Origin of the sequence: Marinibactrum halimedae, from assembly GCF_021234875.1 — a bacterium.
Taxonomy (GTDB): domain Bacteria; phylum Pseudomonadota; class Gammaproteobacteria; order Pseudomonadales; family Cellvibrionaceae; genus Marinibactrum; species Marinibactrum halimedae.
The window spans coordinates 76,628-102,960 of sequence record NZ_JAJQVM010000022.1; the positions used below are offsets into that span (position 1 = coordinate 76,628).

At 46.2% G+C, this 26,333-nt stretch carries 17 protein-coding genes and 1 pseudogene; 10 read left to right on the top strand and 8 right to left on the bottom strand.

Features of this window, described 5'->3' with window-relative positions; translation table 11 throughout:
• The first annotated feature begins 4 nt into the window (after window positions 1-4).
• The 7 genes from gyrB to LU351_RS13525 all read left to right on the top strand — a co-directional run bounded on the left by gyrB (window position 5) and on the right by LU351_RS13525 (window position 6,628).
• Window positions 5-2,422 (top strand): DNA topoisomerase (ATP-hydrolyzing) subunit B, encoded by a 2,418-nt coding sequence (gene gyrB, locus LU351_RS13495; protein ID WP_232594610.1) that lies wholly within the window; start codon window positions 5-7, stop codon window positions 2,420-2,422.
• 176 nt (window positions 2,423-2,598) lie between these two features.
• Window positions 2,599-3,696, top strand: a complete 1,098-nt coding sequence (locus tag LU351_RS13500) for a DUF262 domain-containing protein (RefSeq protein ID WP_232594611.1) — start codon at window positions 2,599-2,601, stop codon at window positions 3,694-3,696.
• The gene (locus LU351_RS13505; protein WP_232594612.1) at window positions 3,693-4,406 is read left to right on the top strand and encodes an MAE_28990/MAE_18760 family HEPN-like nuclease; all 714 of its coding nucleotides are present in this window, start codon (window positions 3,693-3,695) and stop codon (window positions 4,404-4,406) included. The genes LU351_RS13500 and LU351_RS13505 overlap by 4 nt, the downstream gene beginning before the upstream one ends.
• A complete protein-coding gene (locus LU351_RS13510; protein WP_232594629.1) occupies window positions 4,406-5,452 on the top strand; it encodes a DNA cytosine methyltransferase in 1,047 nt (348 codons plus the stop codon). The genes LU351_RS13505 and LU351_RS13510 overlap by 1 nt, the downstream gene beginning before the upstream one ends.
• Window positions 5,453-5,720: 268 nt before the next feature.
• The gene (locus LU351_RS13515; protein ID WP_232594613.1) at window positions 5,721-6,029 is read left to right on the top strand and encodes a type II toxin-antitoxin system Phd/YefM family antitoxin; all 309 of its coding nucleotides are present in this window, start codon (window positions 5,721-5,723) and stop codon (window positions 6,027-6,029) included.
• On the top strand, window positions 6,023-6,202 hold the full coding sequence (locus tag LU351_RS13520) for a hypothetical protein (protein WP_232594614.1): 180 nt from the start codon (window positions 6,023-6,025) through the stop codon (window positions 6,200-6,202). The genes LU351_RS13515 and LU351_RS13520 overlap by 7 nt, the downstream gene beginning before the upstream one ends.
• A gap of 9 nt (window positions 6,203-6,211) precedes the next feature.
• Entirely contained in the window at window positions 6,212-6,628 is a 417-nt protein-coding gene (locus tag LU351_RS13525; RefSeq protein ID WP_232594615.1) for a type II toxin-antitoxin system YafO family toxin, read from the top strand.
• A gap of 178 nt (window positions 6,629-6,806) precedes the next feature.
• Here LU351_RS13525 and LU351_RS13530 read toward each other — a convergent pair whose 3' ends face one another.
• From LU351_RS13530 to glyQ, 6 genes are all read right to left on the bottom strand, one after another.
• On the bottom strand, window positions 6,807-7,778 hold the full coding sequence (locus tag LU351_RS13530) for an endonuclease/exonuclease/phosphatase family protein (RefSeq protein WP_232594616.1): 972 nt from the start codon (window positions 7,776-7,778) through the stop codon (window positions 6,807-6,809).
• Window positions 7,779-8,065: 287 nt separating this feature from the next.
• A complete protein-coding gene (locus tag LU351_RS13535) occupies window positions 8,066-9,115 on the bottom strand; it encodes an extracellular catalytic domain type 1 short-chain-length polyhydroxyalkanoate depolymerase (protein WP_232594617.1) in 1,050 nt (349 codons plus the stop codon).
• Window positions 9,116-9,618: 503 nt separating this feature from the next.
• Window positions 9,619-10,326 (bottom strand): lysophospholipid acyltransferase family protein, encoded by a 708-nt coding sequence (locus LU351_RS13540; protein ID WP_232594618.1) that lies wholly within the window; start codon window positions 10,324-10,326, stop codon window positions 9,619-9,621.
• Between the two features lie 171 nt (window positions 10,327-10,497).
• Window positions 10,498-11,070 carry a D-glycero-alpha-D-manno-heptose-1,7-bisphosphate 7-phosphatase gene (locus LU351_RS13545; RefSeq protein WP_232594619.1) on the bottom strand — a complete coding sequence of 191 codons (573 nt, stop codon included), beginning with the start codon at window positions 11,068-11,070 and terminating at the stop codon, window positions 10,498-10,500.
• A 21-nt stretch (window positions 11,071-11,091) separates the two neighbouring features.
• Window positions 11,092-13,170: a glycine--tRNA ligase subunit beta gene (glyS, locus tag LU351_RS13550; RefSeq protein ID WP_232594620.1), complete on the bottom strand. Its 2,079-nt coding sequence runs from the start codon at window positions 13,168-13,170 to the stop codon at window positions 11,092-11,094.
• 3 nt (window positions 13,171-13,173) lie between these two features.
• On the bottom strand, window positions 13,174-14,214 hold the full coding sequence (glyQ, locus tag LU351_RS13555; protein ID WP_232594630.1) for a glycine--tRNA ligase subunit alpha: 1,041 nt from the start codon (window positions 14,212-14,214) through the stop codon (window positions 13,174-13,176).
• Between the two features lie 295 nt (window positions 14,215-14,509).
• On the opposite strand from glyQ, the gene LU351_RS13560 reads away from it, so the two are divergent.
• Window positions 14,510-15,451 (top strand): lysophospholipid acyltransferase family protein, encoded by a 942-nt coding sequence (locus LU351_RS13560; protein WP_232594621.1) that lies wholly within the window; start codon window positions 14,510-14,512, stop codon window positions 15,449-15,451.
• Between the two features lie 121 nt (window positions 15,452-15,572).
• Here the strand turns inward: LU351_RS13560 and LU351_RS13565 are convergent, their stop codons facing one another.
• The gene (locus LU351_RS13565; RefSeq protein WP_232594622.1) at window positions 15,573-16,622 is read right to left on the bottom strand and encodes a TIGR03032 family protein; all 1,050 of its coding nucleotides are present in this window, start codon (window positions 16,620-16,622) and stop codon (window positions 15,573-15,575) included.
• A 46-nt stretch (window positions 16,623-16,668) separates the two neighbouring features.
• Window positions 16,669-18,057, bottom strand: coding sequence for a S8 family serine peptidase (locus LU351_RS13570; RefSeq protein WP_232594623.1), 1,389 nt, complete (start codon window positions 18,055-18,057; stop codon window positions 16,669-16,671).
• A gap of 332 nt (window positions 18,058-18,389) precedes the next feature.
• On the opposite strand from LU351_RS13570, the gene LU351_RS13575 reads away from it, so the two are divergent.
• Entirely contained in the window at window positions 18,390-25,784 is a 7,395-nt protein-coding gene (locus LU351_RS13575) for a choice-of-anchor D domain-containing protein (RefSeq protein ID WP_232594624.1), read from the top strand.
• 90 nt (window positions 25,785-25,874) lie between these two features.
• A pseudogene (locus tag LU351_RS13580) lies at window positions 25,875-26,034 on the top strand (IS256 family transposase); the annotation flags it as partial.
• Window positions 26,035-26,333 lie beyond the last annotated feature (299 nt).

Here is a 26,333-nt window from a genome sequence, read left to right on the forward strand (position 1 = left end):
ATAAATGACAGAAGAAACGTCATACGACTCGTCGAGTATTAAGGTATTAAAGGGCTTAGATGCAGTCCGTAAGCGACCAGGTATGTACATCGGCGATACAGATGATGGCACTGGTTTACATCATATGGTTTTTGAAATTGTCGATAACTCTATCGATGAAGCGCTAGCCGGATTCTGTTCTGAAATTAAAGTGGTAATTCACCCGGATGAGTCCGTTTCGGTGTCGGATAATGGCCGTGGTATTCCGACAGAAATGCACGATGAAGGTGTATCGGCAGCAGAGGTCATCATGACGGTACTTCATGCGGGCGGTAAGTTTGATGACAACACCTATAAAGTTTCTGGTGGTCTTCATGGGGTAGGGGTTTCGGTGGTGAATGCGTTGTCATCCGAGCTGAAATTGACCATTCGCCGTGCTGGTAATGTGTACTCCCAAACCTATCATCACGGTGTTCCACAGTCGCCACTCAATGTAATTGGTGAAACAGAAATAACCGGAACGGAAATCCACTTCAAACCGTCAGCGGACACCTTCACCAATATCGAATTCCATTTTGACTACCTCGCAAAGCGCTTACGTGAACTGTCATTTTTGAACTCCGGTGTCAGAATTGTTCTGATCGATGAGCGTTCCGCTAAAGAAGAAGTGTTTGAATACGAAGGTGGATTAAGAGCTTTCGTGGAACACTTGAATCAAAATAAAAACCCAATCAACCAAGTATTGCACTTCTCAAATCAACGTGAAGATGGCATTGGTGTCGAAGTGGCGTTGCAATGGAATGATAGCTTCCAAGAGAATATTTTCCTCTACACCAACAACATTCCCCAGCGTGATGGTGGCACCCACTTGGCGGGCTTTAGAGCCGCGTTAACTCGTGGGTTAAACAACTACATCGAGAAAGAAGGCATTGGTAAAAAAGCCAAAGTCTCCACCACTGGTGATGATGCTCGTGAAGGGATTACCGCGATTATTTCGGTGAAAGTGCCGGACCCTAAATTCTCTTCGCAAACTAAAGACAAGCTGGTGTCTTCTGAAGTGAAACCAGCGGTTGAGCAAGAAATGGGATCGTCCTTCGGCGACTACCTGATGGAAAATCCTGCCGATGCTAAAGCTATTGTGGGCAAAATGATTGACGCCGCTCGTGCTCGAGAAGCTGCCCGTAAAGCTCGAGAAATGACTCGTCGTAAAGGGGCGTTAGACATTGCGGGCTTACCTGGAAAATTAGCCGATTGCCAAGAAAAAGATCCATCGCTCTCCGAACTTTACTTGGTGGAGGGTGACTCAGCAGGGGGGTCGGCAAAGCAAGGGCGTGACAGACGCACACAAGCGATTTTGCCACTGAAAGGTAAAATCCTGAATGTTGAGAAAGCACGTTTCGACAAGATGCTTTCCAGTGCTGAGGTGGGCACCTTAATTACGGCATTGGGTTGTGGTATTGGTGCGTCTGAATTCAACATCGAAAAACTGCGTTACCACAGCATTATTATCATGACCGATGCAGACGTAGACGGATCGCATATTCGAACCTTGTTATTAACTTTCTTCTTTCGCCATATGCGTGAGTTGATTGAGCAGGGGTATATCTACATTGCTCAACCACCACTCTATAAAATTGCGAAAGGCAAGCAAGAGCAATATCTGAAAGACGACGAAGCATTGAGTGGTTTCTTGATGCAAACGGCGATGGAAGGTGCTCAATTGCATGCGACAGAAGGCGCACCAGCCATGATGGGAGAGCCACTACAGAAGTTGATTGATGAATATCAATCTGTGATGAAAGGGATCGAACGTCTTTCCAAGCTGTACCCATCTGAAGTGTTAGAAGCTTTGATCTACACCAAAAGATTGCCATCTGAACAGCTTTCTGACGAGACGTCTGTTAGCCAATGGGTAGAGTCCCTTCAAGGTAAGTTGGCCAGTGAAGGAAAATCAGGTGCAACCCTCTATCGAGTTTCTGTGAAGCAAGATCGTGAGCGCAGTATCTTTGTGCCGGCAGTAACAGTTACCGCGCATGGCGTGGATCACGATTACACCTTCCAACAAGACTTCTTCGACAGCAACGACTACCGTGCTATTTATGAGCTAGGAGAGCAACTAGAAGGGCTGTTAGAAGCGGATGCTTATATTGCGCGGGGAGAGCGTAAAAAAGAGATTCAGAACTTTGATGAAGCATTGGCGTGGTTGCTGGCGGAAGCCAAAAAAGGTTACTACATCCAGCGTTACAAAGGTTTGGGTGAGATGAATCCAGAGCAACTTTGGGAAACCACCATGGACCCAGAAACACGCCGTATGCTCAAAGTGACAATTGAAGATGCAATTGGGGCCGACCAAATGTTCTCTACTTTAATGGGGGATAATGTTGAGCCGCGTCGTGACTTCATTGAAACCAATGCATTAGCGGTGGCTAATTTGGATGTGTAATTAAAATTTAAACATTTTTGTGGGATCTCATAGTTCGTGGACTGGTGTTTCAATTTTTTGGTCTGCCTTAAAATTAAGTTTTACTGCTATTTGTAAGCTAACTAACTGAAAAATTTCTTAACTTTTGACTTATTGGTGTTTTTGACAATACGTCTTAACTAGAAAATGGATGGAAAATGGTAAAAAAGAAGTCCGTTGAGATTGATGAGGAGCGTATACGCGAAGCCGAATCAGCTATAAGTACAGTAGCTAGGCAAGTTAAATTTAATGTGGCTGAATATCCTGTCTCTATGTATGTGAGCAGGTTTAGTAATGACGTTGGTGATAGGTATTTTGTCCCGGAATACCAACGTAATGCCAGGTGGAGTGATGAACAAAAGTCTCAATTTATCGAGTCTCTTATTGTTGGGCTTCCAATCCCCTTTATGTTTTTTTACCAAACTCATAAAGGGACGATGGAAATTGTTGATGGCTCTCAAAGAATGAGAGCAATGAGATCATTTCTTAAAGAAAATTTGATACTAAGTAATCTGGTTTTAGTCCCAGAATTAAATGGATTTACATTTGATGACCTCCCAGGCGATAGAAAAAATAAGCTTGAAGACGTTACTATAAGAACGATTATTCTTGATACAGATACTGATCCCTCAACTCGTGCAGAGATGTTTGCGAGAATTAACCGAATGGGAACATCTGCTGAGCCTGTTGAAATTCGCAGAGGATCTTTACCTGGGCCTGTTACCACTCTAATTGATGAGCTTGCAAAAAGTGAACAGTTTGCTGTTATGACCCCGCTATCAACCAAGTTGATAAATAAACGGGAGAGAGAGGAACTTATTACCCGATTTTTTGCATATATAAATACTTATGACACTGACGATGGGCGTTTTCCAGGATATCGGGATCGACCTAGCAAATTTCTTTTTGACTACCTAAAGAATTCGAACAAAGGCGCCGAAGATAATCCCGAAATTATCCAAAGAATGCGTGAAGAGTTTCTTCAAGTACTAGAGTTTGTTCAGAAAACGTTTCCTCTTGGTTTTAGAAAATCATCCAATGCGAAAACGATACCACGTGTACGGTTTGAAGCCATAGCTGTTGGGTCTGGCTTGGCTTTAAGAGAAAATCCCGACTTAAAAGCGGCACCTGATGCGGTTATTGAAAAGATGAATAAGCAAAATTTTGACCGAATAGTGGTTTCTGACGGAGCAAATGTCCGTTCAAAGCTTGAGGGTAGAGTTGATTTTATTAAAAATATTCTGCTCCAAAAATGACTACTTTAATTTCAACATTAGATGAAAAAAAAGATGATTTTAATTCTCATCTGACATTGGCTAGTGCGTTGGAAATTCATCTCGTTGAGGGTGACGTTATACCCGTTGGAGAAACTGTTCTGACAGTACGCCACTTATTGACTATAAAATCTGGTCTTGTAATTCATCTTTACAATATTGTCGAAGCAATTATGACTTTGACAATAGAGCAAATAGGGAATCAAGTTAAGTCATCTTCTCCAAACGATTGGACTGAAAATACTTTAAAGGAATGGCTCCGAACATATGCGTCTATCGGGATTGAAGGGAATGAAGATAGTAGACTAGAAATTGTTCATAAGGCGGCCCTCAAACTTTTAAACAAAGAAAGCATTCAAAACCTTAAATTTAAAAAGCCAAGTGGTACTTGGTCTGACAAAGTTATATATCAGTTTTCACAGAGGCTAAATGTGAATTTTCGTTTAGATCCTGAAATGCATCGCAAAATAGCTCCGGCAGCAAAGTATGGTGACCAAACACCTTTAGAGTTTTTGGCTGATCGTAGAAATGCTATTGCTCATGGTCGCAGAAATTTCGAAGATGGGGCTCGCGACTTATCAATACAACAAATTAGTGAATTGGCAGATGTAACGATAGAATACATGACCGCTGCAGTTGAATCTTTTCAACAATTCATAGATGAAAAGAAATACATGGTATCAGCATTTTGATGAAACAAAAAAATAAGAAGATATTTGCAGTAGATTTATTTTGTGGCGCAGGAGGTCTTACTTATGGTTTGGAGCGATCTGGCATCTCAGTAAAACTGGGCGTGGATATCGATCCTGCCTGCCATTATCCGATTGAGGCCAACACAAAATCTAAATTTGTTTGTGAAGATATAGCGTGCATAGATACGTCTATAATCGAGCGGGCATTTGAAGGTGGTGCATATTCAGTTATTGCTGGGTGTGCACCGTGCCAACCATTCTCGACCTATTCTCGATCCGCGAAGAAAAAACTTAATGGAACTGAAGACTGGAAATTGGTGGGGCACTTTGGTGAGATTATTAACGATATTAAGCCCGATGTTATTACAATGGAAAATGTTCCACCTTTAGTTTCTCAACCTATTTTTAAACAGTTTGTAAAAAGCTTGAGGGGGTATAGTGTTGATTGGAAAATCGTTGAATGTGAGTCGATAGGATTACCCCAAACAAGAAAACGTTTGGTACTTGTAGCTTCCAAATTGGGAGATATACAGATCCCGGATTTTAACTATCGAAAAAAAACGGTAAGAGCCGTTCTAAAAAATCTATCTAAGCTCAACGCTGGCGAACAGGATCCGAAGGACAACTTACATAAAGCATGCCGCCTTAGTAAAATTAACTTGGAACGAATTAGAAGTTCTAAACCTGGCGGTACATGGAGGGATTGGCCAAAGCACCTTAGGGCGAAATGCCACCAGAAAGAGTCGGGTGCTACTTACCCTTCCGTCTATGGAAGAATGGAATGGGATTCTCCCTCACCAACAATCACAACTCAGTGTTTTGGTTATGGGAATGGCCGTTTTGGGCATCCGGAAGAAGATAGGGCTATTACACTTAGAGAAGCGGCTATGCTTCAAGGGTTTCCAAAGACCTATTCATTCTTATCAAAAGAAGAGTCTGTCTCTTTTTCAAAAATTGGTAGATTGATCGGAAATGCTGTTCCTGTAACATTAGGAAAAGTGATAGGCAAATTGATATGTGATCACATTAGTGAGCAAACCGCATAGAATAAATAGACGAAGCTGTTCAAAATTCTGTGTCAAGCTTGCACAAAATATCGCAGGGACGTTTTAGCATTACAGATCTAAAAATCCTTGTAAACGGTCTTCAAAGTGAATGGCCATTTGCGATAATGTGACGTTCCACTTTTGCGCCGGGTATGCCCATTTCTCAGAGTCAATGAGTTTACTCAGCCTCTTCCTGACAGATTTCCATAGATCTTAATATAGGTCTAAAATTAGGTCTAAATTTAGATCTAAACAATCGGAGGTAACGATGTTGCAAAAAATCTTATGTGGGTACACAACATCGATCAGCAAGTTCAAAGCTAACCCAAGCGCGGCGCTTGCTGAAGCGAATGGCGATGCAGTAGCAGTGTCTTCTCACAACGAAATCCAGTTTTACGCAGTTCCAGCCAACATCTACGAAGATATGGTGAACTTTCTTGAATATGCACAGCGCGGGACAACTGAGATAAAGGATATTCCTGCGGAATTTACATTGACAGATGAAAAATTTGAAAAAATGTCTAAAGGCTTGAAAGAGAGAGCCAAAAAAGATTTAGGAGGATTTGAAGAATGTTAAAAAAAACACACATTCAAAATAAAAACGCTAAGAGTGGTGTCGATGTGATTTATGAAGACGACCAAAACATAAATGACCCGTCAGCACCAGAAGTGCCTGTTAGCTCCTCTAGAATTGATGCTGCGGCACAGAAAACAACTAAATCAAAGCTCAAGCAAAAATATCTTAAATAAAGGGAGTTTATGGTGGGGGTACGTATTTTCATGCATCAACTGATCAAGGATGACCTAACTGAAATGGAATGTCAGCAGCTAATCCGAGACTTTCGCAAGTATAAAGAAGGGAAAGGCTTACCAGCGACATTTGGCCGAGATGTACCATACGACCATACCTTCAACCGGCAATACGTTCAGCTTCAGCACATACATATCAAGAGAAATGGGCAAAGATTTCCAGTCAGAGTTGTTCAGTTCAACCGGACATCTGGATCTGTTCTCGTGTATTGCCCAGGCTATTTTGATAAAAATGCTTATCTCCTCATTGCCATCGCCAAGCACTTTAATCCACGAAAGCCCAACGAAATCAACGATACGGACAGGGATACTGAGCTTATGGCTATTTTCGAACAAATTGCAGAAGGATTTAGAGAGCGGTTCTAACTAAGGTCATTTAGAAGTATTGATTCGGTCTAGTCGAATGCCTAATATTTGATTACGAATGGGTATGAGTTTCCTCCGTTGCTAAACAGTAAAGAAATCCGCGAAGCGCTTAAAGTGGGCAGTGATAAGATCAAATAGCTTTATTGTTGAGGAGACCTGCCTAAAGAGGGCTCAACCTTTATTTAAACGTTGATTTAATAATACCGTGATCGCTTGAATAAGGGTTTTGATCTCCCACATGGTCGTTCCATATGCGTGTTTCTTCATGTGCCCAAATAGCATCCGTTGAGTGTTCAAAGAATTCTTCCGAGACCAATATATGATCCAAAACCCCAAGATGATTCTTATGCTCATGGGTATAAAACACATCTCGAAAGGATTGCAGTTGTTGTAGAAAAAGAGTGCTATAAAGCGCTTTGTCACCGCCTCGAGCGTTTTTAGTCATTTTAGGTTGATTGGTAATGATATTGAGTGTGTTGCTTAGAGGGCCATCATTGAGGTCACCTATCACAACGGTGGGCGTGTTTGCTCCTTTCATGTGATCAATAAGCATCATTCTTAATGCTGTGGCTTCAGCTGTTCTACGTATAGTAGAGATGGCACTGCCTACGGCGTTCTGATAGGGCTTATCGACATTTTCAGCACTGGATGCCAGCTTGGATTTTAGGTGGCACCCAAATAGAGTAATCGGTGGGGTATTAGCGTCTTGGTGTTTAATGCAGGCTTTAATCACGCTGCGCGAGAACCGACGGATTTTAACAACCAGTTCGTCGTCTTCCCCATCTTTGGCATCGACTTTGACGAGTTGCTGGAATGGAAAATCTTTGATAACACTCACTGGTCCATCCACTTCCCAAGGGCGTCGAACAATCAGTGCTACTGCGATCTGATACCACCCATCATCATTAATATAATGAGCTTCATAATCTTTGAATTCTTCTAATTGAAGTATTTCGTCAAGGCACTCTTTACTCCAGAGTTCTTGGAAGACAACCACATCAGAATCAATTTCACGTAATTTTTCTTGAATCCAATGTCGCTGCTGGCAATAGTCGTGTTCGGTAATGACTGGTTTTCTGGGATAGGTTTTTTTTCCTTTATATTGAAAATTATAAAGGTTAAAGGAGGCGAAGCTGATTTTGGTAGACATGTGAAAATTCCCTTTTATTTTTGCCATTGTTTTATGGCTTCTTTTTCACGTTATATCCCTATATTTCCGTTATAACCTTATAAATTTTTCGTGTCTGAATATTTATTGACGATTTTCTGTGTATCAATGATTCCTAGAGTACCCAGCTTATTGGTTTCAAGTGGGTAATGCTAAGACAACGTTATATTGTTTTGAATTTTTGGTGTGGTTTTATAATGCCATTTTGTATTTCAGCGTAACCAAAATATTTTGTTTAAATCTATTTGAGAGCAGCCTGAGAATAATGCTCACCGCTTAAATAAGCGTAAAGGCGCGCTGATTTTATCTCTTAATCGTGTGTTGGTGGTTAATGGGTTTTCTTGGAAAAACTCCCAAATATGCTCAGAGATATTGGGGCCTTCTGGGTAGCTGAAGCGACCGGGCAGCCCGCCATACCAACCGTGGTCTGGTCCATGCAAAAAGAGTGTTTGAATCATATTACGCTGGTGATGGCTGGAATGGGCGGTGAGTTCCCACTGGGTATCGCCGGTTTCCCCATTTTCTGTTCGGCTTTTGCGATAAACAGGAACGTCAAAGCATTCTGCCCAACTATCACGCAGATTAATGGCAGCTTGTATGTCCACGGTCGTATCGTTGTGTGAGTGGGCAATAAAGAGAGGAACGGCGCGTTTTCTTTCGCCCATTTCGTTATCCATCGACTCCACAATGTTATCTACGGGTTTGAAGCTGGGAGACAAATGGCGCATCAAATTCACAGCATGGGCTGATTCACTGTAAGGGACACCCGCGACGGCTGCGCCTGAGGCAATATGTTGTGCTTGAGTGACCATTAACGCCACAGCCATTCCGGCACCAGAAGATAGCCCAGCCACATGGATACGACGCTCATCAACGGAGTATTCCTGTTGTACTTCTTGGAGTATTTGCCAAATATCCTCAACCTCTCCCGCGCCAGAATGAATATGATTGGGTAACCACCAAGCCCAGCAATTTCGCCCACGCATGCCGTTGTAGCTGGTGACAAACGGATAGACCACAATAAATTCATCACGGTCGGCAATGTTGTCCATATTTGTGATGGCTTGGATGTCTTCATGGGTTTGGCCACACCCATGAAGCACCGCGACTAAAGGGTAGGTTTTATTTGAAGAATAATTTGAAGGCAGGTGAACGCGATATTGTCGTTGACGAGAGCTTTTATAGTCTTTTTTGTTAAAACAATGGTCGATGTTTTTTCCTGGTACCAATTGACGAGGTTGAGACGCCGATGCTTTCTTCTTTGAAGAAAAAGGAAAGTGTATAAGTTGATGTTGAGGGCTGTGAGAATGAGAGCCCACAAAACGACCCCTAATGAGATGTTTTATAGCGTGAAAAAGCGATTTAAAAGACATCTCTGCCATTGTTGGGGTGCTCGTAAGCTGTTTGACTATTGATGGTTTGACTACTGATGGCTTGAGTATTGGTGAATAGCGATTACGCGAACGAAAAAAAAATGATGATACGTTGATCAGTCCATTATTGACCAAGCGATTGACAATAGTATGAGCCAATCGAGTACGGGTGGTTTTTAAAAATGGGTAAAACACGATAGTCCCTACAATATCCTTTGATGAAAAAAACAACACTTCCGTATTGTAGGTAGGTTTATTACAACAAAAGGCGATTGGCCTCACAGATGACTAGCAGTTCACGATGTGGCGCTAAAATTTGCTTACGATTCCCCATAATTGGAGTTACGTACTCCAACATTTTTACAGTGAAAAATAGATTGGAGTACGAATGAAAATGCAGGGAGCCATTTCTTCAAGCAAAAGAAGGGAGTTTGGGAAAAGTTTTTGATTTAGGCTTTTGTGGCAATACGAGATTCTATCCACTCTTGTACTATCGCCATGACTTCTTTAGATGACTTACCGTCTACCTGCAGAGGTTCTCCTATATGAACGGTAATGGTGCCAGGGCGTTTTATAAACGACTTATTCACCCAGCAGCTCCCAGCATTATGGGCAATCGGGATGATGGGGGCATTAGCACCAATGGCAATATCGGCACCGCTGCGTGCGTAGGTGCCGGTCTCTCCCGGTGAAACACGCGTACCTTGTGGGAAAACAAGTAAACTACGACCTTGGTTAATGGTTGCCATACCTTCTCGTTTCACCTGTTTTAAGGCTTTCATTGGGTTCGAGCGATCGATGGCAATGGGTTTAAGCTGGGCCAGTCCCCAACCAAAAAACGGTATTTTCAACAATTCCTGTTTTAAGATGGTACTCATCGGGAAGAACAGGCTCTGTAGGTAAAATGTCTCCCAGCTGCTTTGATGATTGGCCAAAATCACATAGGGTTGATCGAGCGTGGGTAATTGACCAACCACTTTAAGGCGTACACCACAAACCCAGCGAAAGCATAAGACGATAAAACGGTTCCAGACAATAATCCCTCGCTCTCCCCAGCTTTGGGGTAAAAAAGGGCAGATCACTAATCCATACAATCCAAATAAACAAGTCGACAAACTGTATAACGTATTAAAAATTAAGGAACGAAAAAAAGTCATGGAGTTTTTGTGTGAGAGGTTAGTGGTCGGTGAAATGGGTTCGGTATAAATTTAGTTTTAAATAAAATTAATTGCGGACAATAACCCATCTTTTGGGTATCTGATGACGTCCGCCCAATGATACCCATAGAATCAATGAATAGAGAAGTTAAAAAAATAAGAAATTAAGGATTAAAAGAATCGAATAACGTAATCAGCGGCGTCACTGAGAGAGTTAAATATTTCTGGTGGGGTGTTGGTATTTGTAGAGTTGGTATTTGTAGAGCCAGTATTCGTATAGTGTTGAGCGGTGTGTACACCTTGCCCAGTTCTGACCAACAAGGGTGTAGCACCCGTGGCTAGAGCCAGCTCGACATCACTTTGGCGATGGCCAATCAAAGGCACTTCATGAATAGGCGCTTGCAACTCTAGTTCAATCGCATCGATAAGCCCTGTATTGGGCTTACGACAATGGCATTGTTCGTCAGCACGGTGAGGGCAATAAAAAATACCAGCAATATTGCCCCCCCGAGTTTCGACTCTATCGCGAAGGGTATTGTGAATGGCTTCCAGTTGATCCAGCTCTAAAGAGCCTTCTCCTAAACCAGGTTGGTTTGTGGCAATCACCACTGTGAAGCCAAACTTCGATAATTTAGCGATGGCATCGATGCTGCCTTCTATGGGCACCCATTGGGCGAGGCTTTTCACGCCACCGGGTACTTCTTCATTGATCACACCATCGCGACCGATCACCACCAAGCTCATACCCAGCTTACCTTTGCAGACCTAGCCTTTTGCAGGCACTAACAGTGAAATATCGGCGACTTCTAAGAACAACGCTCTTAGCTGAGCCAACAATGATAAACGGTTAGTTTGCAGGGCAGGGTCATCCGCCATCACCATCACATTGTCGAAAAACGCATCCACCGGCTCTCTCAATTCGGCCATCATGGCTAGGGCGTCGGTATAGTCTGCTTTAGCAAGCAGTGGTGCAACTTTTTCATCCATGGCAACCAGAGCGTCGGCCAATTTTACTTCCGCATCTTCTTGTAAAAGCACTTCATTGACGGGTTCTAAGTAAGTGGCTTCTGCTTTTGTGAGGATATTCGATACTCGTTTATTGGCCGCAGCCAATGCTTGGCTGGCGTCCAATTTACTAAATTCCGCGACAGCGTAAATGCGATTATGAATATCCGTTGGGGTCGACAAGGATTTAGCGTGTACGGCCAAATAGACTTCAGCGCTGATACCGGCATCTTCGTACCAAGCTCGCAAACGATCCAACATGTACGTTAGCACAGAGTCTTTAACGTTCTCGGCTTTGGGTAAGTCGTTGTACTGAGACTTTGCCAAATCAATTAACTCTGCCAAGTCCAAATCTAAACGTTTTTCAATAATCAGCCTGAGTACACCGAGACTGGCGCGACGCAAAGCAAATGGATCTTTTGAGCCAGAGGGTATTTGTCCAATACCGAAGATACCTACGATGGTGTCTAAGCGATCCGCTAAGGCGAGAACGGTACCGGTATCGGTGGAGGGAAGCTCGTCACCGGCGAAACGGGGTAAATATTGTTCTGCCAGGGCTTGGGCGACTTCTTCAGGTTCACCGTCATTCATGGCGTAATAGAGACCGGCAATGCCTTGCATATTGTCGAATTCCAGTACCATTTCGGTCACAAGATCAGACTTACACAGTTCACCTGCACGTTCAGCAAATAAGCCTTTTTGGCCTAATTTGGCGCTGATGGCTTTCGCCAGTGCGGCAACACGCTCGGTTTTTTGATAAACCGACCCAAGTTGTGCCTGGAAGACGATATTTTTGAGCTTGTCTCGTTGCTGACCGAGAGTGGTTTTCTTATCCGTTTCAAAGAAGAACGCGGCATCTGCTAAGCGAGGGCGAATAACGCGTTCATTACCGCTGATCACTTGCTGTGGATCGGTACTGATGATGTTGGCAACGGTAATAAAATTGGGCATTAAATGGCCGGTATCATCGACTACATGGAAATACTTCTGATGCTCTTTCATGGACGAAATCAATGCTTCAGCAGGCACCGATAAGAATCGCTCATCGAAGCGACCTGTGAGCGCCTGTGGCCATTCGACTAATGCGGTGACTTCATCTAAAAGATCAGACTCAATCACGGCTTGGGCACCAATACTGGTGGCTTGAGCTTGTACTTGCTCGACAATAATGTCTCGGCGTTTTTCGAAGCTGGCAATCACATGGCCTTTGGTTTCTAGTAACGATTCATATTCGTTGGGGTGATTAATCACTAATTCTTCAGCACAGTGGAATCGGTGTCCTTGGCTCACATTTCCAGATTGACAACCTAAAATAGTGGTATCAATGACTTGATCACCAAAGAGCATCACCAGCCAATGAACTGGGCGAACGAACTCATCACGACGGGCGCCCCAACGCATCCGTTTAGGAATGGGTAAGCCATTCAATGATTGCTCGACGATGACGGGTAGTAGAGACGTGGTTGCTTCACCACCAGCCACTTTGCGATGCACAAGTTTATCGGCCTTACCGTCGTTCTCGGTTTTTAATTCGCTTACCTCAATGCCGTTTTTGCTGGCGAACGCCTGGGCGGCTTTCGTCGGCGAGCCACTGTCATCAAAGGCGATTTTTGCCGGAGGCCCCCACACCACCACTTCTTTTTTCGGGGTAGCATCGTCGAGGCCTTTAATAAATACCGCTAAGCGTCTTGGAGAGGCAAAAGTCGAAACACTCTCATACCCTAATTGCTGATCGGATAAGCCCCGAATAATACCGTCGGCAAAGCTGTCTGAAAGGGATTTTAACGCCTTTGGTGGGAGCTCTTCGGTTCCAAGTTCCACTAAAAATTCGTTACTCATGTTTCATTCTTCCTCAGCGTCTTTGGCGGCATTGGGGTTGTCTTGTTTCTTCTTCTTTTGCTTTTGGGCTTCTTGTTGCTGGGCCTCTTGCTTAAGTGCTTCTTGCTTTAAGGCTTCATCGCGCAATGCTTCCGGTGCTAATGGGAAGCCCAATGCCAAGCGTGCATCGTAGTAGGCTTGTGCCACACTCCGTGCAAGGGCACGAACCCGCAAAATAAAGCGTTGGCGTTCCGTCACTGAAATGGCATGGCGGGCGTCCAGCAGGTTGAAAGCATGAGAGGCTTTCATCACCATTTCATAAGCGGGTAAAGGTAAGCCCTTTTCCACTAAACGTTGGCTTTCTCGTTCACATACATCGAAGGTTTGAAACAGAAAATCCACGTCAGCTTCTTCGAAGTTGTAGGTGGACATTTCCACTTCGTTTTGGTGGAACACATCCCCATAGGTGACCGGTTTTCCGTCAGCGGAGTAAGTCCATACTAAGTCGTAAATGGAATCCACACCTTGCAGGTACATGGCGATACGCTCTAGGCCGTAGGTAATTTCGCCAGTGACGGGGTAGCACTCTAAACCGCCCACTTGTTGGAAGTAGGTAAACTGAGTGACTTCCATACCGTTAAGCCAGACTTCCCAACCTAAGCCCCAGGCACCCAGAGTGGGGGATTCCCAGTTGTCTTCCACGAAGCGAATGTCGTGAACGTTGGTATCGATACCCAATTCACGAAGAGAGTTCAAATACAAATCTTGGATATTCGGCGGTGACGGTTTCATCACTACCTGAAATTGATAATACGCTTGCAGGCGATTGGGGTTTTCCCCATAGCGGCCATCGGTAGGGCGACGACATGGTTGCACATAGGCTGAGTTCCAAGTCTCAGGGCCCACAGCACGCAAAAAGGTGGCAGGGTGGAAGGTGCCTGCGCCCACTTCCAAATCCAATGGTTGAAGTACAACGCAACCCTGGTTTACCCAGTATTGTTGCAGAGCAAGAATTAACCCCTGAAAGGTATCGACCTTTGGTTTGCTGCTTTCATTATTTTGCATGGTGGGTTCCGGCATAATGGTCTCGGTAATCTCTAATTCGTTTGTTACGCACGTTAAGTTGCCGATCATACGAGGTTTCGGCGTGGTGTGTGCAAAACTAAGCGCAGAATTATAGACACCTTAATCCAATTTCTCACCACAGTTTTGAGACACACCGAGTGTGATGGCTCAAATTGAGTCTCAAGTTGAATCTGTTAAGCTCGCACACCGCACACTTCATCGTCATAGTGGACGATGAACAACACAATAACGACAACAAACAACGGCCGAGTGCCTGTTCTTAGTGAATAACGCAATGAAAGAAAAAAACAAACCCCAAGAGACGTTGGACGACACAAACGCTCAAAAAAGTTGGAAAGGCAGAATCGGACGCCTTTTCTTTTATGGGTTTGCGGGCTTACCGTTTCGGCTCAATCGTTGGGTGGGGCGATGGATTGGGCTGTGCTTGTGGATAACGCGCAGTGGCGTGGCCAAAGTAACCGAAGAAAACATCGGTTATGCCTTTCCTGAAAAAAGTAAAAAAGAGCGTAAACAACTGGCCAAGCTCAGCGTGATTCATACAGCACAAACGTTTACGGAAATGGGGCCAGTGTGGTTGCGTTCACCCAAGTGGGTACAGTCGCGCATTCTTAGTGTGACCAACGAATCGCTGTTAAAAGAAAAACTCGCCACAGGAAAGGGCGTCATTATTCTCGCGCCCCACATGGGCAATTGGGAAGTGCTTGGTCATTATTTATCCAGCTTGTCCAAAGACATTACCTGTTTATACCAACCTGCACCGCTACCCGAAATCGATCGGTTAATTAAAAAAGCGCGCCTTCGTGTTAACAAGTTGGCCCCCACCAATCGTAAAGGGGTATCCATATTATTAAAGGTACTGCGCAACGGCGAAATGGTGGGCATATTGCCAGACCAATTGCCCATTGATGGCAACGGTGAATACGCAAAATTTTTTAACAAACGTGCCTTAACCATGACGTTGGTTCGTCAGCTCCAAGCCAAAACTCAATCTCAAGTGGTGGCGGCGTTTGCGAAGCGCGTGCCGGGAGGCTTTCATGTCGTGATTGCCGATGTGGACTCTAAACTCTATTCTGATGATAAAGCCGAAGCCATCGAAGGGTTAAATTACACCGTTGAGCAATGCGCCCGTGCCGTGCCGGAACAATACCAGTGGGAATACAAACGCTATCGTCGTCCACCGGAAGGTGAGCCTAAGCCGTATCAATACAAAACCTAGTGAATGCAGAGGTTTATTAACGTAGAGGCAAGTAATGTGGTTTGTGCAAAATTAAAATTTACCTCTCCCCCTAATATTAAAAAGGGGGATAAAAAAGATTAAAGAAAAATTAAGAGAGGTTTTACAACGGAGGAAAGTCAAAAATATTGGCCACTTCAGGTTCATCGATTTGAAGAAGGTCAGTAAAGGATAAATCGGCGACGGCAACATCATAAATTTGGCTTACATCACCGGTAAATTTCAGTAATCCTAAAATCGATAAATCATTTAAATCAATAATAAAAATACCGCAGAGAGTCTCATCACTGTTTAAGGCTAAGGAGGGTCGAGATTCAGACTCACGATACAAACTTGAACCAATAAAGGCGAGGTGTTGATAAAAATCCATTCCTCGTAAAAATCCCGGTAACGTTACTAATACCTTCGACTCGCCAGTCTCAGGATTGTATTGGCAAAACTCACCTTTTCCCGAATTACAAAAATACAGTTTTTCTGTTTCAGAGTGATATCGAGGGCTGTGGGGCAAAAGAAGGCCATCCACAAGAATAGCGTTTGTTTTCACATCCATAATAATGCCGCTGTTATCACGAACCTCACGCCATTTTTGTGCCTCGTTCTGGGTATTAAAGCAAGTCACATAACGTGGCTTTCCATCGCGTATGGCCATGCCATTTAGGTGGCAACGATCTTCAGGGGCTAGGTCGCTGATAAAAGGCGGTTTCCACTTAGGAGTAAAGCTGTCGTTGCCTTGTATTTGTGACAGACAAGAAAAATTAGAATTAACTATCCATAGCCCTTCATCACCCCAAGCAATGTCATGAATATTAATCATTCCGGTAACGTGAGTCCTTCTTGGTACAAAACAGCTGGTAACCAACCCCTTTGGTTCAAGATCAGTAGTAACATGATCAAATCGGCGAAAATCAATAATTTGAGATGAGATACCGAGGACAATTTGTTGCTGGTTAACGGCAAGTCCCATTGGTCGTGGAAACGCCTTCACGCTTAAATGCAGTGTGTCACCATTCGAACGAATTACAAAAACACGATTTGATTGATATGACGTGGCAATAATGGAAAGGCCGAGTGTAGAGAGTATTTTGCAAAAACTACTGCTGGCTTCACATTGAAAATCGGGTTCTTTATCGAGGAGTTCGTCAGTTTTAGTCATATTTTATTAATTAATTTTTATTAACTGATTGAGGTTTTAAAACAGTCTATTGTTTCATACAAAAATGAAGATTCTCATAGAATTTTCTATCAGAGAAAACACCTACTCCTAAGTATTGCTGTTTCTCTTTAGGGGCTAAGCGAATGGATGTTAACAAGTATGAAAAAGCGGCGTCTCTCGTCAAATGAGGGCATGCTGATAGCAATAGGGTAGCAAAGCCGGAAATGACAGCAGTGGCACCGGATGAGCCGGCAACTCGGTTACTTGCAAAGTGCCCGTGGTTTGAAACTTCAAAGGTGTTAAAAAAGGAAGGGGCGGAAATATCAATATAATCACCTTGGGTTTTATTGATGATCTTCCCATCCACAGTAACGGCATTCACAGCCAATACTTTCGGTTGTGATGCCAATCGATATAAACCTGGCACTTCATTTATTGTATTTCCTGCTGCGGCGACAATAATGGTGCCTTTACCGTTTCTTCCATTTGAGGCGATATCGTCAATGGCTTTTCTTACTGGGTAAGAGGTAAAGAGCAGCTCCCAACTTAAGTTAATCACATCACTTTTTTTTTGTTTGGCGATATTTAAGGTTTTTAAAATATCCGATATAGATGAGCCTGTTAGCTCAATGGCAAGTAGATGGGTTTTAGGTGCAAGCCCATGAAATTCGGCATTATTGTGTTGAGTGCCAATGACGGTTGCCATATGGGTTCCGTGGGGGCGAATGTTACTCGAATTTGACTCATTCCCATTTTTTAGGGGGGAAAAAAGCGTCCTATTCAGCCCATCAAAATAAGGGTGTTGAAAATCAAACCCCCTGTCGATAATGGCTAAAGTGGTGTTCTCCCCTAATGTTTTCTCCCAAATTTTCGTCAGTGAAGAAAAGCCAGTTTGTGCGTGTGTGGGAGAGGAAAAATATTGTTGCATCATTTTCCGGTGAAAAATAAGGTTCGGGTGCACACTGAAAATATCTTCAGAGGCTTGAAGTAAATCCTTCAATGGTACGAGTAGTGACTCGGCTATTGTGTTCGAGAGAAAAGAGAGTGACCAAAAAGTCGAACTATGACCTTGGTAGAGTTTCTCTGTTTTTACAATCGTTCTCCATGGAGTTTTGGGTAGCTCTTGCTTTAGTAAATTATCCAGTAATCTGGTTAGTTTTGAGGAAGAGGACGTTTCTACAATGAGGGAGGGAAGTAGGCAGATTGGAAAGCGATAGTCTTTTTTTACTTTCTTTTTAGACTCTAAGGTCACTAGCGCGTAAAGCTGATTTTTATTTTTTTCTAATATAACCGGTACCACACCATCATTAAAATGCGTTAGCCCCCAAGTATTGGGGCAGCGTTGAATGGTTTTCGAATAACAATCTACCGTTATCAGCCATAGCGTTATGAAAAAAAACAAATGATTTTTTTTAAAATATCGCTTTTTATGCATTCTTTTTCTTCACTTTTCCAAGTACGTTCAGCGACACATAAGGTTTTCATTAGTAGTAACAATCCAGTGATCGCTTTCAGTAGTGGTCTTAAACCCGGCCATCATTACCATTATTGAATTTATATCTCCGAAAACAACTTATTCATCCCCCTCATAAAATCGCGATTACCATAAAGTCTAAAAGCACCTTTTGCTATTTATACTATAATTATGGTTTTAAGATTATGCGAGCTATATTCCATTGATTTATAGAATAACTGTTAAGCCTCAATGGGTATTTCTATGGTCATAAAAAAGTAATAATGTCTTTCACCGAAGTGAGAAATACGGTTATGAGTAAAAGCCGCCCCCCTTCAGAGGGTACCCCCTCAAAAAATGCGTTATTTCCAGGTCGCCAAGCGGCAGTTAAAGTCAGTGCCATGGTTGCCCCTCTATTGATGGCAACTGGGTCAGTGGCTGTGTCCAGCGTCACTCGATTTTCACAGAGTAAAAAAAATGAAACCTCTGTATACAGTGTGCAACGAAATGACTCGGTGACAATCGATGAGGGCTCAACTTCGCTTCATTCTCCCTTTGATTCAATTTCAAAAGCAGCTTTAGAGACAAATAAAAGTCGTTCCGAGCAAGATAATGCTTTTGTACAAGAGCCAGAAATATCGAAATCAGAAAAGAGAACAGCGGCCAAACAAAGTTTGGAGGAGTTGTTAGCGGACGTAAAACGTAGCCAAACGCAGTTTGAAACCACTATACAAGCGAGCGTAAAAGGACAGACCTCAGGTGAGTACATCTCATCTCCTTCTTTGTTGGGGCATATGAAGGTTTTGGGCGTAGAGGGTGTCGACTTTGTGATGTCTTCGTGCGTGTTTGATTCTATTTTTGGCGTCTCTGTATGTAATGGTGGTCCATTTCATGGCGAGGTCTGTAATGCGGATGAGCATTGTCAGGCGACCCCAGAAATCAACCTTCAAGGCAATGGCCAGACCATTATTGATGGTGATACTACGCCGTCAACGGCAGACGATACTGATTTTGGTTCCCACCTTGTGGGTGGGGCTAACCTAGCGCGAACCTTCACCATCGAAAATACGGGTAACGCGGCATTAGATTTAACCGGCACACCCAATGTGGTCATTTCTGGCTCATCGGATTTCACTATTACGACGCAACCTGCCACAGATCCAATCGCTGCCGGTGCTTCGACTACTTTCGTCGTGACTTTTGACCCGACCACATCGGGTACACAGACGGCGGATATCTCAATCGACAATGCCGATGCCGATGAAAACCCTTATAACTTCCGTGTTCAAGGGGTTGCGTTCGCTCAACCTATTATCACCTCCGCCACTTACAATGCCGGTACCAATAGCCTTGTTGTGACCGGCTCCAACTTTGTAGCGAACGCCGGGGCGGCAAATGATATTGATGTGAGTGCGTTAACGCTGACCGGTGAGGGAGGCGGAAGCCGCGCTTTAACAACGTCTACGGATGTGGAAATTGACAGTGCCACTCAATTTACGGTGACGTTGACCGGCGCCGATATTGCGGCTGTTGAGGCGTTAATGGATTTTAATGGCACCTCATCATCCGGTGGCACCACTTACAACCTTGCCGCAGCGGACGATTTTGTCAGTGCCGTCACGGTAGGAAATATCGCTGATTCAACGAATGGTATTACCGTAAGTGGTACTGAGCCGACGGTCACCAGTGTGGGTGTACCCAGTAATGGCACTTACAGTGCGACTCAAAACCTCGACTTTACGGTGAATTTTTCAGAAAACGTTACCGTAAATACCACCGGTGGTTCGCCCACGGTGGCCATTACAATTGGCTCCACCACACGTCAGGCGACTTATCAAAGTGGCTCAGGCACCAGTGCCTTGGTGTTCCGCTACACAGTACAAACCGGAGACCAAGATACCGATGGTATTGCGGTTGGGGCTCTTGCGCTTAATGGTGGCACGTTACGAGATGCCCCAGGTAATGATGCGGTGCTCACGCTCAACAGTGTTGGAACGACGACAAACGTGTTGGTGGATACCGTTGGACCAACATTGGATGCAGCCAATTCTGTGCCGACCGACAATGCTATCCATATTGCACTTAACGATGTTATCCGCGTGTCGTTTAATGAAAATGTGCAGTTAGTGAGCGGGCAAACTCTCACTTTATTTGATGTCAGCAATAACGCCATACGCGAGACGTTTACTGCATCGAGTGCGACGGCAGCCACTGGCAGTGCGTCGGGTAGCGTGGCGGTTAATACCAGTAACATCATTATTACTCCTGGCGCGGACTTTTTAGCGGGTACTCAATACGCCGTGCGAATTGGGGCATCCACTGTCACCGATACCTCGGGTAATGGATTTGGGGGCATTTCCGATAGTACGACGCTCAACTTCACGACCATGCCTGAGCTGGCCTTCACGGCAAGCCCAACCTCCATTAATGAAAATGGCGGAACTGCCACTTACACGTTGAACCTGCAAGACGGTAGCGGTAATGCGGTGAATGCCGATGGAAATGTGTCGGTGAGTGTGGCGACGAGTGGCACCGCAACGGGCGGGGGCACAGACTACTCGTTGAGTGGTTTGAGTGGCTCAACCATGACGATTGCGAATGGTACCAGCAGCACCAATTTCACCCTGACGGCGGTGGACGATGCCGTCAGCGATGATGGTGAAACAGCGATATTTACCGTAAGTATTCTATCCGGCAATGCACTGGTGAGTGCGACGAATGCAGCAACGGTCTCGATCGCCGAAGACGCCACACCACCGACGGTTGCCGAAGTCACCGCCGTAACCACACCAACGGCCGACAACACGCCGAATGTGACTTTCTCCACCGATGAAGCCGGTACGCTGGCTGTGGGGGGCAGCTGTGGCAGCGCGAGTGAAGGTGCCATCAGCAGTGGTAATAACACCATCACGCTAACCCAACCAGACAATACGACGGCCTTGGCCGATGGCACTTACAGCGACTGTACCATCACCGTCACCGATGCCACAGGCAACGCCAGTACGGCATTAACGCTCACTAGCTTCCGGGTGGATACCATCAACAGTGGTTCTAATGCGCCGGTGATTACGGCTGGGCAAACCTTTACGGTGGCAGAAAATGCTGCCAATGCCGCTTCACTGGGCACGTTGGCCGCAACCGATGCCGATGGAGCGACGACCTTTAGTAACTGGGCCATTACGGCGGGCAATACAGCGGGCGTTTTTGCCTTGGATGCCAGCAGTGGCGAATTGACCATTGCCAGCAATACCAACCTTGATGCGGAAACCAGTGCTTCTTACAGCTTAACCATCACCGTCAGCGATGGCGTCAATACCAGCGCCGCTCAAACCATCACGGTGGACGTCACCGATATAAACGAATTTGCGCCCACGATGCCGACCGATTCTGATGCCGTTGACAATGTGGTTGCAGAAACCGCCGCCTTAGGCACCTACGTTGGGTTGACCGTGAACAGCACCGACGCTGATATCACCTCGAACCTGACGTACTCCTTAACCAATGATGCGGACGGGTTGTTTGCCATCGACCCCAGCTCGGGCGAAGTGACCGTTGCGGGTGCCTTTGCAATCGATCAAACGGGTAACTACAGAGTTGAGGGGGAAGTGACAGACGGCTCGAATACCGAAACATTTAACTTCGTTGTGACCGTCAATGCCACCAACGATGCCCCGGTGGCCATCATGCCAGACAGCACCGACCTTTCCGTTACGGAAGGCATGGACTATCGCTTGGTATTCGATGGTTTTGACATCAACGACGATAGTGTTTCTTGGAGTTTGATTAGTGGCCCATCGTGGTTGAACTTCAGTGGGGCACAAGTTGACACCGTTGCCGGAGATGGCACGTCGGCAACTGTGGATGGTAATGGCGTCTCAGCCAGATTTGCTATTCCTTTCAGTATTACCCTAAACGACGAGGGTGTGGTGTATGTGGGAGAGAGTACCGGCAGAGTGATCCGCGCCATTTCACCTAGCGGTGATGTCACCACCTTTGCGGGCAGCGGTAACTTGGGAGCACTGGATGGTACGGGGACGGACGCTGAATTTGGAAGCCTAAGGGGGTTGGAGGTAGACGCCTCAGGTAACCTCTGGGTGGCCGATGGCAATAACAATGCGATTCGTCGCATTACCCCCGACGGCGTGGTCACCACTGTGGCCGGGGGTACCGCCGGTTACTTCGATGGCACAGGCACGGATGCCCGGTTCGATGGACCGTCAGACATTGCCATTGATACCAACGGCTTATTGTACGTGACCGATAACGCCAATGAACGTATTCGTACTCTCACCGAAGCGGGTGTGGTGGGTACGTTAGCCGGTGGCGGCTCAGCCAATAACTTGGCTGATGGCTCTGCCGATGGCACCGGTGCAGCGGCTACCTTTTTTGGTCCGTATCGAATGTCTTTAAGGGGTGACCAGCTCTTAGTGACGCAAACCTCCCAGCCTGCCCTACGCTCGGTATCGACGACCAGTGGTGAGACCTCCACCGTTTTACGTCAACAAACCATCAGTGCCACAGGCACCGAGTTCTTCCTGCCAGAGCCAATCATACCTTTTGCGGTTGATACCAGCGTAAATGGGGTGTCCTATATATTGGATATACAAACCCATGAGCTGAAACGGTTGAGTGCAGAGGGTTATGTCACCACCATTGCAGGCTCTGGTGTAAGCGGGTTCCAAGATGGTTCGGCACTGATGGCCAGCTTTGATACCCCTTACGATCTGGTGGTGGCCGACAATGGCGACATTTATATCGCCGATACGTTTAACCACCGTATCCGTCGCTACACTCCACCGCAAATTACCGGTAACCCCAGCGCCGCCGATGCTGGTGACCACGAAGTGTGTGTGCGTATTACCGATGGCACCCTCAACGATGACATGTGCTTTACCGTCAGCGTTGTGCCTCTGAACACCGCCCCGGTGATTTCCGGTACGGCAGACACCGCCGCTTCGGTTGCCAATACTTACCGCTTTACCCCTACCGCCAGTGATGCCGATACGGGCGATACTCTCACCTTTACGGCTACCGGGATTCCCGCTTGGGCCAGCTTTGATGCCGCCACCGGTGCGGTAAGCGGGGCGCCAGCCATCAGTGATGTGGGCTCAACGGCCACCATCGAAATCAGCGTCAGCGACGGAACCGAAACCGTCGTGCTGCCGGCGTTCTCCATTACCGTGGAACTAGGGCCAGATGCCGATGGCGATACCATTCCCGATGCCCAAGAAATTGTGGATAACACCAACCCCAATGATCCGCTGGATTACGTGGATACAACACCTCCAGAGGTGACCGCACCGGCACCACTGGTGTTGGATGCCACCGGCTTATTTACACCGGTCTCGTTAGCCACACTGGCGGGCTTGGCGGAAGACGCTACCGAGGCTGCCATTAACAGTGCTTTGGCACCATTAGTGACCGACAATGTGGAAGGGCAGGGGTGTTGCACACCGATCGCCTCTTCACTCACCGATGACAACGTGGTTTACCTTCCACCGGGCCGTAACCAAGTCTTATGGCAAGCCACCGACCGTCGCGGCAACGTAGGGCAAGTTCAACAAACCGTGGATGTACGTCCACTCGTCTCGCTCAGCAAAAACCAGCAAGCCATTGAAGGCAGCACGCTCAATGTTCGCTTTATCTTGAACGGCGAGTCGTTCTATTACCCCTTCACCGTACCCTATCGCATTAGCGATACCAGCACGTTGAATGGAGCCAATCATACCCTCGCTGCGGGCTCGGTGACCTTCGAGCAAGGCATGACGGAAGTGCCGCTGGCCGTGTCGATTCTTGGTGGCAGCAGCGGTGACACCTTAACCATCGAATTGGATGACCAAACCACAGACGAACAAGACTTGGCCGCAGGTTTTGATGCCGCTAACCCCAATGTCTTCGACATCAACAGTGGGGCCAAGGTGGATCACACCATTACCGTGCAAGAAGGCAACGTTGCGCCAGAAGGGACGATCGTTATCACCCAAGGTGGCAGCGCCGTCTTACTTGTGGCGCGCACCAATGGTGAAATCACCCTCACGGCCAACGTCTCAGACCTGAACACAATGGATGAGCACACGTTCAGTTGGTCGGGCAACGCCGAAGAGTTTGTGTCCTCCATTGCCTCTGGCAGTACCGAGAGCCAAACCCTCACCCTCGACCCGATCTCGCTGGCCCTTGGGCGCCAAAGCATTAACCTCACCGTTACCGACAGTGCCGGTGCCACCGATACCGTCAACACCTACATCGTCGTGGTGGAGGAGCCGGTGGTGCTGTCAGGAACTGAAGACTCCGACGGCGATGGCATTTCGGATTTGGATGAAGGCATCGGCGACAGCGACAATGACGGCATCCCCAACTACCAAGACAACACCGTGGCTCTTAATGTGGTGCCCGAAGTACTGTCCGAGTCCAACCGCTTTATTGTGGAATGTGATGCGGGTGTGCGTTGTCGCTTAGGCCAATACGCCTTAACCAGCATCGGGGGTGGCGTGCGCTTAAGTGAAGAAGATATCGCCAATAACGCCGACATCAGCACCGACGCTATGTTTACCCCAGTGGGTGGCGTGTTCGACTTCGAAGTGCAAGACCTACCGAACATCGGACAAAACGTCAGCATTGTACTGCCGCTGACCGAAGCCATACCCGCCAATGCCCGCTACCGTAAATTCCAGAGCGGTGGTTGGGTCGACTTTGTCGAAGACGCCAATAACACCCTGCACTCAAGCGAGGGCGAGCTGGGCTTCTGTCCACCGCCGGGAGATGCGCAATGGCAAACTGGGCTAACTGAAGGTCACTTCTGTCTTCAGTTAACACTCGAAGACGGCGGCCCGAACGATGCCGATGGCATTGCCAACGGGGCGGTGATTGACCCAGGTGCGGTGTCTCGAGCGAATCCACCTGTGGGTAACACCACCAGCACCCGAGGCGGTGGTGGTGCCACCGGGCCGGTATTGTGGTTATTGTTGCTGGGCTTAGGCGCGTATCGTTTGCGTCGCCGCCCGGCACCTCAACAAGCGGCTGCCGCCATGATCTTGGGGGCAAGTGCGTTGTTATTCACCGCGTCTGAGCAAGCTTATGCACAAAGCGGCGGGAATCTACAGGGGAACAACGATAATAACGGAAGCTTTCTTGAGCGCAGTGAATTGTCTGTCGGTTTATTTACGGTGGACGACGGTTCCAGTCGTCGTGGTTATCAAACCGACCTCGCCGCTGAATTGGGTCTTGCTTCTGAGGCTGTTTCCATCAATGCGTTCGACAACGATCGCTACGCGTGGTGGCTGCAGTGGCGCTTTGAGGCGCTCACCTTGAATGACACCAACAAAGGTGTCATCAGCCTCGGTTATTTAGACTTAGGCGATGTGGATACGCGTTTTACGGTAAACGAAGACATCGCCGAAAACACCCTTTCCACGGCACTGGAAAATACTCATCCCATCACCGCCGAAGGGATTACCCTCACTTACGACCACGCCTTTGCCCTCAGCGACACCATTACGCTCGGCCCGCAAGTTGGGGTTTATTTGTGGGAAGACGATATTGATGCGGGGAATTCCATTAGCGCGAGTCGTGATGGCACAGATTTATTAGCGGGCGTTTTTCTGGAAGTAAAATTAACGGAAACCATGAGTCTGAGCGGTCGGTTTACCCGTTTGTATTTAGATCAGGACGATGTGGACTTAATGGGTATGACGGCCCAGTGGCGGTTTTAATTTAGGGAAATCGATATTTTTATAGCTCATTACATAATGAAGGTTAGCGCTGCCCAGAGCCGCATGGCGGCGGAGTGGCGCTTACTTATAAACACTAATGCTGTTGAGGCAGTGCATAGGCAATTTCGAAAATTAACCAAGACGAAAGGTGGCTTTGCTAATGAAAATAGTTTATTGAAGCTACTGTATGCTGGAATTTTAAATGCCCATTCACTTTGAAGACCGTTTACAGGGATTTTTAGATCTGTAATGCTAAAATGTCGCTGCGATATTTTGTGCGAGCTTGACTCGCATAAAATATGTAGCAATCAAGCGAAGCCAATCCGCTTCGCATGACACAGAATTTTGAACAGCCTCCTGCATTGCGGCGGAGTGGAGGTATATCAGCTCGTTTAGTACTTCATAAAGATTGAGTTTTAATATACTAAAGGGTGCATAACTTAGACAACACTGTATAATACAGTCATGAAAAATGATGGCAGAAAATTAAGTCACGATACGCTCGAAGAAATTCGCATTCGTGCAGTACAACAAGTGGAAGCTGGCGAA